The following is a 15,191-nucleotide window of genomic DNA, read 5'->3' as shown; positions in this document are numbered from 1 at the left end:
GCGCAATGTAGCAACTTTATTGAGGGGTTCGGGCTGCGGGAGGTTGCCTCCGCGGCCGAGCGAAACGCTTGAACGAGAGGAAGGCGAGGCGAGAGATGTTCCGTAACGCGGTGGAGCCCTGGCACCTGCTGGTCGTGGCTATCGTGATCATCGCCATGTTCGGCTCGAAGAAGCTTCCCGACACCGCTCGCGCGGTGGGCAAGTCCATGCGCATTCTCAAGAGCGAGACCAAGGCGATGAAGGAGGAGTCGGCGGCTCCTGGCCCGGCCGCGGCGGCTCCCGCCCCTGCCGCGCCGGCTCCTGCTCCTGCCCCTGCCGCTGCTGACGTGGCCCCTGCGGCGCCTGCGGCCCCCGTGACGCCTGTGGCCACTGTGGCGGCCGAGACGCCCGTCGCTCCTGCCGCTCCCGTCACTCCGGGAGCCACTCGCTAGGTTCGTTCGTTCTGGACCTCGTTCGCGGCCTGTCGTCAAAGTCCCGCCCGCCGGATGCTCTCCGTGCGGGCGGGACTTTGGCGGCGGCGGGCTGCGTCACGGGCTGGCCGGATCGACCCCGTACCGCAGCGGTTCGGCCTTGACGCGCAGGTCCCGCCGGTAGACGTAGAGCGCGTCCACGTGTGCGCCGCCGGCCGGTCCGTCCAGCTCGCAGGGGTACGTCACCTGTACGACGGACGGCCGGTCGGCGACCCTCATCCTGACTCCGTCCGCGGGGCCGCCGTCGAGTACGGCGACCTCCCACGCGGTTTCGGTCGTCTGCTGTGTGCGTTGGGTTGTCTCTGTCCTGAAGTTGTCATATCCCATGCCCACACTTTAAAGGTTGCGCAATCTTTGAACTATAGGGCGTCGGGCCGTCAGGGCGACCGGGAGAGATCGCGCACCAGCAGATCGAGTGTGGCCTCCTCGTGCAGCGCGACCCCGCGCGCGGCCATCGCGGGCGCCAGATCCGGGTCCCAGTCCGCGTCGACCGGCGGTCCGGAGAGCGGCAGCCGGGGGACGGACGGCTCGTCGGTGCGGGCGGCGAGCCGCTCGTAGTCCGCGGCGAGCAGCCGCCACGGCCGGGCGTCGTACCGCCGGATGATCCGATTGGCGAGCGCGAGTCCCGGCCAGTCGAAGTCACCGTGGTACGCGAAACGGCAGCCGGTGGCGGCGAGGGCGTCGAGGAGCGTGAGCACGGCCGTCGAGGCGCTGCCCGAGGTGCAGACGAGCGGCAGCGCGCAGCCGGCCTCGGCGGCGGCCTCCACCACGCGCGGGTTCTCGCAGACGCGGACGAGCGTGCCGGGCGGGAGATACAGCCCGGACGGTGGGGACGGGCGAGGGCCGGTCAGCGCGCGCAGGTCGCGCAGCGTGAGATGGGCCTCCGCGTGGTGGTCCGCCCGTTCGCGCAGGGCCCGTTCGCGCCAGCCGTCGCCCTCGGGGCGCAGCCCGTAGGCGAGGACGGTGCTGGATATCTCGTCCGGGACGACGCCCGCCAGCCGCCAGAGCGCGCGCCGCCCTGCCGCGTCGCCGGGCTGCTCGATGCCGTGGGCGAGGGCGATGCCGCGCTGGACGAGCCGGGCGAGCCAGGTGCCGTCGTCCAGTCCGTGCGCGGATCCCGTGACCTCGGCGGCGAGTTCACCCCGGCCCCGGCCCCGGCCCCGGTCGCGGCCCCAGCCCCGGTCGCGGTCGCCGGCCGCCGTCCGCTCCGGGGGCGCCGTCCCGGCGGCCGGCGGTATCAGCAGGGCCAGTACGTCCACCGCCTGCCGGAGCGTACGGATCGCCGCCGCCGGTTCGACATCGGCGGGAACGCCCGCGCGGCGCAGCGTCTCGTACCACTGCCGCGCCCACGCCTCACCGGCCAGTGGCGACGCGTCGAGCGCCGCCTCGGCCGCCGACCGGATCCGCTCGCGCCGGGCGTCCGCGTCCGCCCGTACGGCCCTGCGGTCGGTGAGCGGCGGGCCGAGCGCGCGCAGGGTGTCGACGAGGCCGAGCCCGGCAGCCGAGGCGCGCAGCCGCGCGTCGAGCGCGGGGAGGCTCACCGTGATGTCCGCCCCGGTGAGGGCCCGGCCGGCCAGCTGCGACAGCGCCGTCCGCTCCTCCGGTACGGGCGCGGTCAGGCGCAGGGTGCCGGTGGCGCGCAGCCCGTTGCGCTCCAGCCGGGCGCGCGCCGCGTCGAGGAACCGGGCCAGGCCGGGGCCCGCCAGCCACGCCCGCGTCTCGGCGGGCAGTTCGCGAGCGGGCGACTCCCCGGTGGAAGCGGTGTCGGTCATGTCGGCACCAGGCGGCGCCTGTGGCCGTTCCATGTGTAGTGCAGTGTGGCCACCCCGCGCACATGCGGGTCGCGCAGGCACTCGTAGATGTGCAGCGACGGCACCTCGGGCCAATTGCCCATCAGCCGCTCGCTGGTGAGGACGAAGTCGAGGTCCAGATCGACCAGGATGCGGCCGAGCCGGCCGTGCGTGGGCTCGTCCACCTTGGCGAACGCGTCGTCCAGCAGGATCAGCCGAGGCGCGTGCGGCGCCGCCTCACCGAGGGTGGTGAAGTGGGCCGCCGCCGCCGCGAAGAGCACCAGGTAGGAGAGCACGCGCTGTTCACCCTGGCTGAGCCCGGTGCGGCCGGTGAGTCTGCGCCGGCGCCCCGGGGCCGCGTCCTCGACCACGAAGGTGTGGAAGCGGAACCAGTCGCGGTAGTCCAGCGCGGTACGCAGATGCGCGGCGTAACCGGCCGAGGGATCGGCCCTGCGCGCGTCCTCGATCCGGCGTTGCAGCACCTCGCGCAGCCGCTCCGTCTCCGCACGGGTGCGCAGCCCCGAGGGGCTGCTCAGCAGCCCGACCGCCGCCCGTACGTCGGCGTCGACGTCCTCGTTGAGCTTCCAGCGCAGCTCCACCCCGAGGCCGTGCGACGTCCGTACGGTGCGCAGCGTGTCGTTGAGCGCGGCGACCAGCCCGGCGGCGGCGATGACCTGCGTCGACAGGTGGTCGCCGAGTTCGCCGGTGAGGAAGCGCTGGAAGACCTCGCGCTCGCGGTCGGTGAGCCGGCCGCGCGCCTCGGCGGCCTTGTCCGCGATGCGCTCCCCGACCTGCGCCACGTCGTGGTGGCCGTGGTCGTCGACCAGCCGGCAGACCTTGATGCCGTCGCGCTCGTCGAGCTGCGCGTCGTACCCGCCGGCCAGTTGGTCGCGCAGCTCCGTGTGGCGCTTGAGCAGGAGGCTGTCCGACACCTCGCCGCGTGCCGACACCTCGCCGCGTGCCGACACCTCGCCGCGTGTCAACACCTCACCGCGTGCCGACACCTCGCCGCGCGGTGCGGTCAGCGCGTCCCGTACGGCGTCGGCCAGTTCGCGCAGGGCCCGTACACGGCTGCGGGCGTCCGCCGCCGGATCCTGGCCGGGGGAGGCGGCGGTCGGTACGGACCGCGTGTCCAGGCCGGCGCCGCGCACCACCTCCGGGCGGGCGAGCGCACCGCGCAGCCGGCCGCCCGCCGCCATCACCGCGGCTTCCTGGTCCACCAGTTCCTCGCGGCGGCGCTTCTCGCTCTCCTCCGCGCGCACCCGCTCCGCGCGCAGCTCGTCCAGCGCGCTCCCGGCCGCCGGGAGGGCGCGGTCGGCGGCCTTCATCCGGCGCTCGGTCCGCTCCTCCCTGGCCAGGATCTCGTCCTTGGCGGCGCCGATGGTCTCTTCGAGCGTACGGAGCGCCTGCCGGGCCGGGCGCAGCTCGTCGAGCCGGGCCGCGTACTCGCCGTGGGTCTCCGTCCGGTCGGCGCGGGCCCTTTCGTACCCCGCCAGTTCGGCGCGGCTGCCGCCGAGCCCCTCGGCGGTGCCCCGGACGGCCCGGCCCAGCTGGTCGAGCCCGCCGGTCAGCGTGGTCAGGGCCGTCGCCACGCGCGCGAGGCCGTCGGGATCGGTCGGCAGGTCGTGGGCGCCGGCCTCCGCCTCGGCCACCGCGCGCGCGGCGACCGCTTCCGTACGCGCCTCCTCGGCGAGCCGGCCGGCGCGGGCCGTCCGGCTCGTCAGGTCCCGTACGGCGCTCTCGTCGCCCTCCGCCCTGGTCCACGCGCCGGCCAGCCGGCGGGTACGGGGGAACTCCCGCCAGACGAGCGCCAGTCGGCGGCGCCGCGCCTCGCTCCCGGCCAGCCGCTCGCGGTCGGCGGCGAGCCGCAGCCCGACCTCCGCGAGGCGCTCCGCCAGCTCCGCGAGCCGGCGGCGGCGCGTCTCGGCGCGTACGGCGGCGCCCACGTACTCCGCGCCGCTCTTCATGTGGCGTCCGCGCAGGGCGCCGAGCCGCCAACTGCCGTCGTAGTACACGGTGCTCGCCGCCGAGGTCGCCGTCGCCGTGTCCTCCGCGGGGACGAGCGCGACAGCGGCCAGCACGCGCGCGACGCGCTCCGCGCTGACGCCGCTCGCCGGGTCAGCGGCCGGCCGCAGCGCCTCGGCCAGCGTCGGCCAGGGCGCCGGGGGCAGACCGGGCTGGAGCAGGGTGTGGCGCAGCAGGGTGTCGCAGGTCAGCGGGTCGATGAGCGCGCCGTCCGCCGGGATCCAGGCGTCCAGCAGCCCGCTCGCCTCCAGCGCGGCCTCCAACCCGGCCTGGGTGGAAGGGGAGAGGCCCTCGGCGAAGTCCACCAGCCGGTGGAACGGCGCTCCGGTGCCCGGCGCGCGCGGGGCGTCGCGGTGATGCGGAACGGGCGGCTCCGGATCGCTCCGCCGCTCCCACTCCCGCTGCTCCCCGGCCAGCCGGTCCCGCTCCTCCTCGGAGCGGCTCACGGCGACGGCGAGCGCGTCCCTGCGGCCGGTCAGCTCCTCGGCGTACGGGTCGAGCACGGCCCGGGCGGCGTCCTCCGCGTCCGTGTCGGCCCCGGCGGGCAGCACGCGCTCCGCGTACGGCGCGTACGGCGAGGTCTCGTGGCGTACGGCGGCCGTCACGGCGTCCAGCGGCGGGCAGTCGGGGCCGGCGGCCGAGGCCGCGCGCGCCACCCACGCGGCCACCTCGTGCGCGTAGGCCGCGCTCTCCTCGGCGACCGCCTCGCGGCTCTCCTCAAGGCGTCCCGCGGCCCGTTCCGTGTCCTCTTCGAGCCGCTCGCGGTGGGCGTCAGCGCGCGCCGCCTCCGCCCTGGCCTCGCGGGCCCGCTCGGCCAGCCGGCCGACGTCCTGGACCGTCCTGAGCCGCTTGCGCGCCACGGATCCGGCGCCCGCCAACTGCTCCCGCCAGGACCGCAGGGCGGACTCGGCGGCCACGGTGTTGACGCCGGTCACCGGCGTGTGCCGGACGGTACGGGTCTCCCCGTCAGGGCCGGTCAGCTCGGAACGCGCGGCGCCCGCGCCTGTGCCAGCACCGGCCCCGCCCAGCTCCGTACGCTCCAGGGCGACCGGCTCGCCCAGATGGCCGCCGGGCAGCCCGGCCCGCTCGGCCTGGGCGAGCAGCGCGCGGTGCTCCGTGGTCAGCTCGCCCAGCCGGCCGCGCAGCCGCTCGGCCCCCTGCGCCAGCCGCTCCGCCGCCGCCTCCTCGGCGCTGTGCGCCCTGAGGAGCGCGCCGAACGCGGCGCCGGCCGCCGAACGCAGCGCCGTGACCGTACTCCTGCGCTCCGACAGCTCCTCGATCGAGCGGTATCCGTCGCTGGCGCGCAGCGCGGCGAGTTCGGCGCCGGCGGCCTGCCGCTCCTCCCGTAGGGAGAGCAGCCGCGCGTCCGCCTCGGCCTCCCGCGCGCGCAGCTCGCCCGTACGTTTCGCGGCGTCCCCCGTCTCCCTGCGGTGGCGCCCCAGCGTGTCCAGCTCCTGCCGCACGCCCTCGGAGCCGCGCAGCAGGACCCCGGCCAGATAGCCGCGGTAGGTGGTGAGGAAGGTGCGCAGGGCGGCGTCGGTCCGCTCCAGGCGGCCCAGTTCGTCCCGTACGGCGTCGAGGTCGTGGAGGTTGCGCGCGACCTTCTCCACGACCTCCTCGTCCAGACCCGGCAGCGTCTCGCTGAGCAGGGAGACGAGCCCGCCGGACTCGATGCGGTCCCCGACGGTGGGTCGGCGCAGCCGGTGCAGCAGCTGGGTGAGGTTGCGGTAGCGCGCGGTGTCGGTGATGCCGAACAGCTCACGGGCCACCCGGGCGCGGTGCTCGACGGCGCGCTCCGTCACGTTCTCCGCGCCGATGGCCTCCTTGAGACGGTCGACGGGCAACGGCTTGCCCGCCTCGACCAGATGGAGATCGGCGCCCACGCGCAGGGGGGTGACGAAGAAGGCCGGCACGGCCCTCTTGGTCGACTGCGAGGCGCGGATCGCGGCGCCGAGCGTCAGATAGCGGTCGCCGCCGCCGGGCGTCGCCATCCGGAACTCGACCCAGAGATAGCCCAGTCGGTTCGTCCGCTCGAAGCCGTCGAGCATCAGCCAGGCGAGCGTCGTCCTGCCGGTGCCGGTGGCGTCCAGGGCGCGGGAGTCGCCGTCCAGGAGGTACGGGAGGAGCATCTCCAGGGCCTTGGACTTGCCCGCGCCGTTCTTGCCGCGCAGCAGCAGCCGTCCCGCGCCGAACGCGAACTCCTGCTCGTCGTACTGCCAGACGTTGCGGATCCCCGCGCGGTGCAGCCGGAAACGTGCGGTGGCGGGCGCGGCGGAGCGCTGGGCGGAGCGCTGGGCGGAGCGCTGGCCGGGGAGGGGCGTGCGCGGGGGCGGGGGCGGTACGTCCGAGGGCGCTGCGTCCTGGGGCTGCCGCTCCTGGGGCCGCCGGTCCTGGGGCTGCCGGTCCTGGGGCTGCCGGTCCTGGGTCATGACGTCAGCTCCTGAGCTCCTGCTGGTGCGGACTGCTTCTGTTCCTGTGCGGACGCGCTTGTGGGAGCGGCGCCGGGGCCCGCTCCGGCCGCCTTCCGTACGGTGACGCGCGTGGCGTAGCGCGCGGCGGCGGCGAGCAGGACCCAGCCGCCGTCGTCGCTCAGGGCCGGCGGCCTGGCCCCGGACACGTCCGTGACGGAGCGCCCTTCGGGCGGCACGCCCGCGTACCCCTCCGGCAGCCCGTGGCCGCCGGCCCGCAGCGACGACGGCGGGCCGGCCGGGGCCAGCAGGCCCATCCGTACGAGATGGTCCACCACGGCCTCCCGCAGCGCCGAGGGGTCCTCCAGATAGCCGCGCTGCCAGCCGCCGCGCTGTCCGTACGCGGCGACGGCCCCGGCCAGCAGCGTGTCGATCAGGCCCGACGGCACGGCCACCCCGACGCGCAGCCGCCCGCCGGTCGCCGGGTGCCCCGGATCGTCGGGACGGAGCCGCTCCACCAGCCGCTCGACCAGCAGCAGCGCGGCCTGGGCGACCGTGCCGGTGCCGGGGAGCCGCAGATCGGTCAGCTCGTCCTCCGGATCCACCAGCGCGACTCCTTCGGCGCGGATCTCGGATTCGAGCCCGAGCAGCTCGGAGAACGCCTGCGCCTCGCGCCGCTGCCGGGTCCGCAGCCAGTCGCGCTCGGCGTCGGTCAGCTCGTCGAGATAGACGGCGGGCGTCTCCACGAGCCTGCGGCGTACGTACGTACGCGGCCCGCCGAACCCGGGGTCGGCGGCGCGGCGCACCAGGTCGGCGCCGTCCCGGCTCTGCGTGAGCGGTCCGGCGACGAGCGCGCGGGCGATCTCGCGGTCCACCGTGATCAGCGCCTCGCCGCCGTCCTCCAGGGCGACCGCGCCGACGCTGCCCTCGGTCTCGGTGAGCACGCCCCAGTCGACCAGCCGGCGCAGCGCCGCGGCCAGGGTCCGCTTCTCCGCCGCCCGGCCGCTGCCCTCCAGCTCGATCCCCGCGTCGGCCGCCGCCGCCTTCAGGTCGGCCACGAGCCGGGACAGCAGGAGCTGTTCGGGCGCGGTCACGAGGACGGACAGGGCCAGCGCGAGGCACGCGTACGTGCGCGGGGTGAACGGCGTCCCTGTCGTCCGCTCCAGGCGGTGCCCCGAGCCGGGGCCGAGGCCGGCCTTGAAGAGCCGGGCGTACGAGGTGTCGACGAGCAGGCGGTAGCCGAGCACCTGCTGGAAGCGCCCGCCGAGCCAGTCGGCGTGGCGGCGGATCAGCGGGAACAGATCGGCGTGCGGACCGTCGGCCGTCACCAGGGGGTGGGCCAGCAGCAGCCGGCCCGCGCTGCGGCGCTCGGCGGCGAGGGCGACGTCGTGCGCGGAGGGGAGCGTCATGAGGGGCTCACTTCCGGGGCGGAGGCTGCGGAAGAGAGGGGGCGGCCGTCCCCGTCCCGGTCCCTGTCGTCGTCCCCGTCCAGTCCGTCGACGGTCAGCGTCAGCTCGTCCAGGAGCAGTTCGCCGTCGACCGAGCGCAGTACCGTACGCGCGTCGGAGACCCGGCGGACCGTGAGCCGGATGCCCAGGTCGGCGTCTTCGCTGCGTGCGGCCTCCAGCGTGAATCCGTCCGAATGTGCCGACTCCTCATAGCTTTCGCCATCCCCGTCGGGCTCCTCCCGGCGCGCTCCGTGCAGCCGCGCGTTGCCCAGGGCGGTCGCCAGCAGTTCGAGCAGCAGCGCGAGGGCGGCGGAGGTCAGCTCGATCCCGGCGAACCGGCCCGACGCGCTGCGCAGTTCGTCCGCTGCCGCCCGCCGGGCCGCCGCCTGGTCGCGCGCGGCGCGCTGGAGCTTCTCCTTCTGCGCGGAGTGGTCCTCGACCGTCGCCGCCCGCCCCCGCTGCGCGCGGCTGCCCCGCTCCCGCAGCGCCACAGGCACCTCGACCACCGGTCCCGTCCACCAACTGGTGTACGCGGGCACCGTCTCGTCCGAGGCCGGCTCCACCCCGAGATGCCGGGACCCGTACATGCCGAAGGCCGCGACGGCGATGTCGTGCGCGTCCTCGGGCGTCGCCTCGTCGAACCAGCGGGCCAGCCGCAGCAGATCGTTGCGCCGCGACAGCTCGCCGGAGGCCGAGCGCAGCATCCGCTTGGCGTTGGCCAGCAGCGACTGCAACGCGCGCAGGGTGGCGTCCCGCAGCTGATCGACCTGGCTGCCCAGCCCGTCCAGGTCGGTGAACCAGCCGCGCAGCCCTTCCCAGTCGGCGAGTTCACGCCCTCTGCTGCGCAGCACCCGCGTCTCGACCGGCCCCGCGGGTCCGGAGACGGCCGCTGTTGCCTTCAGTACGGAGAGCCCGCGCGCGTGCGCGTCCATCAGCTCCAGCAGGCCGGGCAGCGCGGGCCAGAGCCTCTCAAGGAGGGCGGCGATACGCGGCGCCCGGAAGGCCACGTCCTCGGTGATGGCCTCGACGTAGTCGAGGAGGAGTTCCTTGAAACCCTGGTACTCCGCGCCGTCGAGGTCGTAGCGGGCGAGCACCTGACCGAGGTACGCGTAGAAGTCCCTTACGGAGTCGGCGAACTCGGTGAACTGCACGAAGAGCGTACTGACCCGCTCCAGGGCGTCCTGCGGCTCGACGCCCGGGCCGGCCGTTCCCGCGGCAACCGCTCCCGGGCCGGCCGCTCCCGGGGTAACCGTTCCCGCAGCAACCGCCCCCTCGGGCGCCACCAGTCCGGCCAGCTCCCGCAGCCCGCGCTCGACCAGCGCCAGCAGCTCGCTGCTCACCTCGCGCGCCGCGTCCGCCCCCGCGAGGACCTCGTCCGCGTCGCGCTGGATCCGTTCGCCGAGCTTCGACAACTGGTAGCGGGAGCGGGCCCGCTGGTACTCGGTGATGCTCGACGCCTTCACCGTATGGCTGCTGCGCAGCAGATTGCCCCAGCGCACCAGCTGCTCCAGCCGCGCGGTGAGGGTCTCGGCGGTGAGCGTCCCGCCCGTGAGAGTCCCGCCCGTGAGAGTCCCGCCCGCGAGCTTCGCCAGCACGTCCGGCACGGCCAGATCCGCGAGCAGGGTGGCGCAGAACACCCGCATGACCGCCACGTACTCCAGCCGCTCCGGAGCGCTCAGATACGTGTACGCGGTCAGCCGCTGCCACGAGCCGTCGCCGTCCGCCTCTCGCGGATCACGCGGCTCGCGCGCCTCGCGCGGAGTGACCGGTGCTGGTTCCTGCATGTCAAAGAGGCTACGCATAGCCACTGACAGTCGCGAACGGTTCCCCCGACGGATGAAGGGCGTTCCCCCGACGGTGCCGGGTGAACGCCCTTCAAACGCCCTTCAAAGGCCGGACTGTTGCTACCGCTACAGGGTCTGCGCCAGCCGGTCCGCCATGAGCCTGATGAAGCGCGACGGGTCGCTCAGCTCGCCGCCGTCCGCGAGCAGGGCCATCCCGTAGAGCAGCTCGGCGGCCTCGGCGAGCCCGGATCCGTCCGTACCCTCACCGCTCTCCTCCGCCTGCGCGGCATGGGCCGTGCGCAGCCCGCTGACCAGCGAATGGGTGGGGTTGAGCTCAAGGATCCGCTTGACCTGCGGGATCTCCTGGCCCATCGCGCGGTACATGTTCTCCAGGGCGGGGGTCACATCGTAGGTGTCCCCGACGATGCAGGCCGGGGAGACGGTGAGCCGGGACGACAGCCGTACCTCCTTGACCTGCTCGCTCAGCCGGTCCGTCAGCCAGGTCAGCAGGCCGGCGTACTCCTGCTGCCGCTTCTCGCGCTCGGCCTCGACCTCCTTCTTCTCCTCGTCGGTGTCGAGGTCGACCTCGCCCTTGGCGATCGACTGGAGCTGCTTGCCCTCGAACTCCGGGACGGACTGGACCCACACCTCGTCCACCGGGTCGGTCAGCAGCAGCACTTCGAAGCCCTTGGCCTGGAAGGCCTCCATGTGCGGGGAGCTCTCGATGGCCGAGCGCGACTCGCCGGTCATGTAGAAGATGTGCTGCTGGCCCTCCTTCATGCGCTCCACGTACGCGCGCAGGGTGGTCGGCTTCTCCGCGTCCTGGGTGGTGCCGAACGACGAGATGCCGAGGATCGCGTCGCGGTTCTCGAAGTCGCTGAGCAGCCCTTCCTTGACGACGCGGCCGAACTCCCGCCAGAACGTCTCGTAGCGGTCCGGGTGCGCGGACATCATGTCCTTGACCGTGGACAGCACCTTCTTCACCAGCCGCCGGTGCATCAGCTGGATCTGGCGGTCCTGCTGGAGGATCTCCCGCGACACATTCAGCGACAGGTCCTGGGCGTCCACCACACCCTTGACGAAGCGCAGGTATTCCGGCATGAGCGCTTCGCAGTCGTCCATGATGAACACGCGCTTCACATACAGCTGAACTCCGCGTTTGTGCCCCTGCATGAACAGGTCCTGCGGCGCGTGGGACGGAAGGAAGAGCAGCGCCTGATATTCGAAGGTGCCTTCCGCCTGCATACGGACGGTTTCCAGCGGATCCGTCCAGTCGTGACTGATGTGCTTGTACAGCTCGTTGTACTCTTCATCGGTCACCTCGCTCCGCGACCGCGCCCACAGGGCCTTCATCGAGTTGACGGTCTCGGGCTCGCGTGGAGTTCCGTCGACGCTCTCGGTATCGGAGTCGTCGCCGGTGGATTCAGCGGCCATCTTGATGGGCCAGGTGATGAAGTCCGAATACCGCTTGACGATTTCCCGGATCTTCCAGCCGGACGTGTAGTCGAACAGCTTGTCCTCGGTGTCCTCCGGCTTGAGCCGCAGCGTCACCGCCGTCCCCTGCGGTGCCTCGTCGACGGTCTCGACCGTATACGTACCTTCACCGCTGGAAACCCAGCGCGTGCCCTGGCTCTCGCCCGCCCGCCGGGTCAGCAGGGTCACCTCGTCGGCCACCATGAAGCTCGAATAGAACCCGACACCGAACTGTCCGATGAGTTCCTCGGAAGCCCCCGATTCCTGGTTCTCCTGGCTCTCCTTCAGCTCCTTGAGGAACTTCGCGGTACCGGAATTCGCGATCGTCCCGATGAGCTGCACCACCTCGGCATGCGACATACCGATGCCGTTGTCGCGCACGGTCAGGGTGCGCTCCTTCTTGTCGACCTCGATACCGATATGGAGGTCCGACACGTCCTCCTTGATTCCGTCGTTCCGCAGGGATTCCAGGCGGAGCTTGTCCAGCGCGTCGGAGGCATTGGAGATGAGCTCCCGCAGAAAGACATCCTTGTTCGAATAGATCGAATGGATCATCATCTGCAGAAGCTGGCGGGCTTCCACCTGGAACTCGAACGTCTCGGTCGGCATATCTGAGAATCCTTCGCTCTCTTATTCGTCTTCGTAACGTCAGCTCGAATTGCGGCGGCCGGGCCACCGCACATCGTATCCATCTCTGATGGCGGGTGGGGGAGTTGTTCCCGGAAGAGGCAGGAGTGGTGCGGGAACGGCGGGGAAAGCGATCGCCCACTCGGCCGGCCCGGACATGAGTACGATCCTTCCGTCGTGGACGACGACGGGCCGAGGCGGCTGCGGCTGCCGAAGTGGCTGCGGCTGCCGACGCGGCCGATGCGGGGTTGAGGCGAGGCTGAGGGGTGGGCGGCGTGGTGCCGGGCGAGCAGCAGCGGGAACCGCGCACGCGGACGGCCGACTCCCGGAAGGCCGACTTCCGGGCGGCCGACTCCCGGGCGGCCGACGACGCCCCGGGGCCTGGCGACCCGGGGCCCGGTGACGCCTCCGCGTCCTCCGACGTCCGGCGCAGGGCGACCATCCACGATGTGGCGCGGCTGGCCAAGGTGTCCCGGCAGACGGTGTCCAGGGCGGTCAACGACAAGGGCGAGATCGACCCCGGGACGAAGGCGCGCGTACTGGAGGCGGCACGCCTTCTCGACTACCGGCCGAGCCGGTTCGCGCGGGGGCTGGTCAGGAAGGGCGCCGTGACGGTGGGCCTGGTGATCCCCGACCTGATGAATCCGTACTTCCCCGAGGTGGCCGCCGGTGTGCTGGAGGCGGCCGAGGAGCGCGGCTGGCAGGTTGTGGTGTGCGACACGCGTTCGGACGGCGCCCGGGAGTGTGACGCCCTCGACGTCCTCTCGCACCAGGCGGACGCGGTCGTGGGCTACTGCCTCAACCCCGACGCCGTACTGGCCAAGCACCTCGGGGGACTGCCCATGGTGCTGCTCGAACGCGGCCCGGAACAGACCCGGTTCGGGGCGGTGGGCATCGATGTCGCGGCGGGCGTCGAGCAGGGCATCGAGCACCTCGTACGGGCCGGACACCGCCGGATAGGCATGCTGGACGGCACCAGTCCCGGCGTCTTCGGTCCCCGGCGGGAGGCGTTTCTGACGCAGGCCGGTCGCCATGGGCTGCCGGTGGACGCGGAGTGGGTCGTGTACTGCGCCGAGCACAGTGTGGCGGGCGGGGAGCGGGGGATGGACCTGCTGCTGGACGCCCGGCCCGAGGTCACGGCGGTCTTCGGGTTCAACGACCTGATCGCGGTCGGCGCTATGCGCGCGGCCCGCCGGCGCGGCCTGCGGCTGCCGGACGACATGGCCGTACTGGGCTTCGACGGGCTCGCGCTCGGCGAACTGGTGGAGCCCGCGCTCACCACGCTGCACCTCGACAAGCGCCGGCTGGGGCGGCTGGCGGTCGAACAGGTGGCCCGGCTCCGCGCCGGCGAGGAGCCGCTGAGCGGGGCGGACGCCTGGGTGATTCCCGAACTGGTGTTGCGGGCTTCGGCCTGAGCCGCACGGGGGCGGGCCGCACGGGGCGGGCCGTACGGGGGCGGGCCGTACGGGAGGCGAGCCGTATGGCAGCGAGATCCCGCCAAGTGCCACCGCCCGCGCCGCGACTGCCCCCGCAAGCGCCTCTCGACAGCGCTTTCCCCCGCCCCGTCTCCGTACCGTCCCCGCCACGCCTCCGCCCCGTCGCCCGCGCCACGTCCCCGCCCCGTCGCCCGCGCCCGACAACCTCGTGCACCTCTCTTGACACTGCTTTTCGGGGCGCTCAATACTCATCGGCAACGTTCACGTGAACGTTCACGGGTCACATTCTTAAACAGCGACTCGCGCCTTTCAGCCACCCGACATCGTTGTCCCCGCTCCCCCCGACCCAATGACGGGCCTCCGGCAGCGCCGTATCTCCGGCACGCCGCGCCCCTCGCAGCGCGACCGGAAAGTGAGTGCTTGTGGCTCATCGAACGCTGTCCCGCAGAAGCCTTCTGGCCGCCTCCCTCGGCGGCGCGGGCGCCGCCCTGCTGGGCCTGCCCGGATGCGGGGCCCGCAACGGCTCGGCCTCCGTCGGCATGGACCACCTCAGCCTCTGGTACTGGAAAGGGGCGCTCAGCGACAAGCTGCTCGCCACCGCCGCCCGCGCGGTACCCGGGGTCCAGGGGCTGAAGGTGAAGGGCTCCCCGATCCAAGTGAGCGACATCGACTCGAAGTTGCGCACCGGGATGGCGGCCCGTGCCTACGTACCTGATCTGACCTGCCTGAACTCCGACAACCTCGCCACGTTCTTCCCCGAGGAGAAGGAGTTCCTGGATCTGCGGACCCTCGGCGCGGAACAGCTGGAGGACCAGTACCTCGACTGGAAGTGGAAGAGCGGCTTCAGCCCGTCGGGCCGCATGATCGGCTTCCCCCTCGACGCCGGCCCCACCGCGCTCTACTACCGCAGGGACCTCTTCGGGAAGGCCGGACTGCCCACAGAACCGCAGGACGTCGCCGATGCCACCGCCACCTGGGAGCAGTACATCGCGACCGGACGCACACTCAAGGCCAAGGCCCCCGGCAACCCCCGCATGGTGAGCAACATAGGCAGGCTCTTCAGGGTCGCCATGCTCCAGAACACCCGGCAGTTCGTGGACGCCGACAACCGCTTCATCGGGGATCAGCCACACGTCAAAAAGGTCTGGGACATGGCGGTGGAGGTGTTCCGCGAAGGGCTCAGCGCCAACGTCAAGGACGGTACGCCCGACTACAACGCGGCCATCGGCGGCGGACGCATCGCCACCCAGTGCACCGCCGTGTGGGCCATCTTCGGACTGAAGGAGGCGGCGCCCAGAACCTCGGGTTCCTGGCGGCTGACCACGATGCCGGGCGGCCCCGCCAACTACGGCGGGTCGTACGTCTCCATCACGCGCTACTGCCGTGACCCGGAAGGGGCGTTCGCCTTCCTGAAGTGGCTGCTCGGACCGGAGAACCAGCTCAAGAGCTACGAGGAGATGACGCTCTTCCCCACCACCCCGGCCGCCTACGACAAGCCGGAGATGAGGCAGCCCGACCCCTTCTTCGGCGGCCAGATCCCCAACGACGTCTTCGGCCCGGCGGCCCGGAAGTCACCGGTGGTCTTCTTCAGCCCGTACGAGGAATCCGCCAGCACGCCCGTGTACCAGGAGCTGACCAACGTGGAGACGTTCGGCAAGAACCCCGACCGGGCGTGGCGGGACGCCATGAAGGCCGCCGAGACCGCGCTGTCCCGGATGGGGGTGAGCTGA

Annotated in this window: 9 protein-coding genes; 3 read left to right on the top strand and 6 right to left on the bottom strand. The window is 72.8% G+C overall.

What is annotated here, in order from left to right:
* Positions 1-95 precede the first annotated feature (95 nt).
* The gene (gene tatA / locus AB0389_RS22920) at positions 96-431 is read left to right on the top strand and encodes a Sec-independent protein translocase subunit TatA (protein WP_366397312.1); all 336 of its coding nucleotides are present in this window, start codon (positions 96-98) and stop codon (positions 429-431) included.
* Between the two features lie 96 nt (positions 432-527).
* On the opposite strand, the gene AB0389_RS22915 is transcribed toward tatA, so the two are convergent.
* The 6 genes from AB0389_RS22915 to htpG all read right to left on the bottom strand — a co-directional run bounded on the left by AB0389_RS22915 (position 528) and on the right by htpG (position 12,007).
* Positions 528-797 carry a hypothetical protein gene (locus tag AB0389_RS22915; RefSeq protein ID WP_366397311.1) on the bottom strand — a complete coding sequence of 90 codons (270 nt, stop codon included), beginning with the start codon at positions 795-797 and terminating at the stop codon, positions 528-530.
* A 50-nt stretch (positions 798-847) separates the two neighbouring features.
* A complete protein-coding gene (locus AB0389_RS22910; protein WP_366397310.1) occupies positions 848-2,242 on the bottom strand; it encodes a TIGR02679 family protein in 1,395 nt (464 codons plus the stop codon).
* Positions 2,239-6,714, bottom strand: a complete 4,476-nt coding sequence (locus AB0389_RS22905) for a TIGR02680 family protein (RefSeq protein WP_366397309.1) — start codon at positions 6,712-6,714, stop codon at positions 2,239-2,241. The genes AB0389_RS22910 and AB0389_RS22905 overlap by 4 nt, the downstream gene beginning before the upstream one ends.
* Complete coding sequence (locus AB0389_RS22900; RefSeq protein ID WP_366397308.1) at positions 6,711-8,102, bottom strand: TIGR02678 family protein; 1,392 nt, start codon at positions 8,100-8,102, stop codon at positions 6,711-6,713. The genes AB0389_RS22905 and AB0389_RS22900 overlap by 4 nt, the downstream gene beginning before the upstream one ends.
* Positions 8,099-9,925 (bottom strand): DUF2397 domain-containing protein, encoded by a 1,827-nt coding sequence (locus AB0389_RS22895; protein ID WP_366397307.1) that lies wholly within the window; start codon positions 9,923-9,925, stop codon positions 8,099-8,101. Before AB0389_RS22895 ends, AB0389_RS22900 begins: the two co-directional genes overlap by 4 nt.
* Before the next feature lie 126 nt (positions 9,926-10,051).
* The gene (gene htpG, locus AB0389_RS22890; RefSeq protein ID WP_366397306.1) at positions 10,052-12,007 is read right to left on the bottom strand and encodes a molecular chaperone HtpG; all 1,956 of its coding nucleotides are present in this window, start codon (positions 12,005-12,007) and stop codon (positions 10,052-10,054) included.
* A gap of 458 nt (positions 12,008-12,465) precedes the next feature.
* Here htpG and AB0389_RS22885 point away from each other — a divergent pair, with 458 nt between their 5' ends.
* Both AB0389_RS22885 and AB0389_RS22880 read left to right on the top strand, forming a co-directional pair.
* Positions 12,466-13,440 carry a LacI family DNA-binding transcriptional regulator gene (locus AB0389_RS22885; RefSeq protein ID WP_366397375.1) on the top strand — a complete coding sequence of 325 codons (975 nt, stop codon included), beginning with the start codon at positions 12,466-12,468 and terminating at the stop codon, positions 13,438-13,440.
* Between the two features lie 443 nt (positions 13,441-13,883).
* Positions 13,884-15,191, top strand: coding sequence for an extracellular solute-binding protein (locus tag AB0389_RS22880; RefSeq protein ID WP_366397305.1), 1,308 nt, complete (start codon positions 13,884-13,886; stop codon positions 15,189-15,191).

The sequence above is a fragment of the Streptomyces sp. NPDC093109 genome (assembly GCF_040701725.1).
Taxonomy (GTDB): Bacteria; Actinomycetota; Actinomycetes; order Streptomycetales; family Streptomycetaceae; genus Streptomyces.
The sequence above is the reverse complement of the archived record's forward strand: the minus strand, read 5'-3'. Positions and strand labels throughout refer to the sequence as shown.

Excerpts from the sequence above, each read along its gene's own strand:
- tatA (WP_366397312.1), top strand. The coding sequence starts at position 96 with ATGTTCCGTAACGCGGTGGAGCCCTGGCACCTGCTGGTCGTGGCTATC.
- AB0389_RS22915 (WP_366397311.1), bottom strand. The coding sequence starts at position 797 with ATGGGATATGACAACTTCAGGACAGAGACAACCCAACGCACACAGCAG.
- AB0389_RS22910 (WP_366397310.1), bottom strand. The coding sequence starts at position 2,242 with ATGACCGACACCGCTTCCACCGGGGAGTCGCCCGCTCGCGAACTGCCC.
- AB0389_RS22905 (WP_366397309.1), bottom strand. The coding sequence starts at position 6,714 with ATGACCCAGGACCGGCAGCCCCAGGACCGGCAGCCCCAGGACCGGCGG.
- AB0389_RS22900 (WP_366397308.1), bottom strand. The coding sequence starts at position 8,102 with ATGACGCTCCCCTCCGCGCACGACGTCGCCCTCGCCGCCGAGCGCCGC.
- AB0389_RS22895 (WP_366397307.1), bottom strand. The coding sequence starts at position 9,925 with ATGCAGGAACCAGCACCGGTCACTCCGCGCGAGGCGCGCGAGCCGCGT.
- htpG (WP_366397306.1), bottom strand. The coding sequence starts at position 12,007 with ATGCCGACCGAGACGTTCGAGTTCCAGGTGGAAGCCCGCCAGCTTCTG.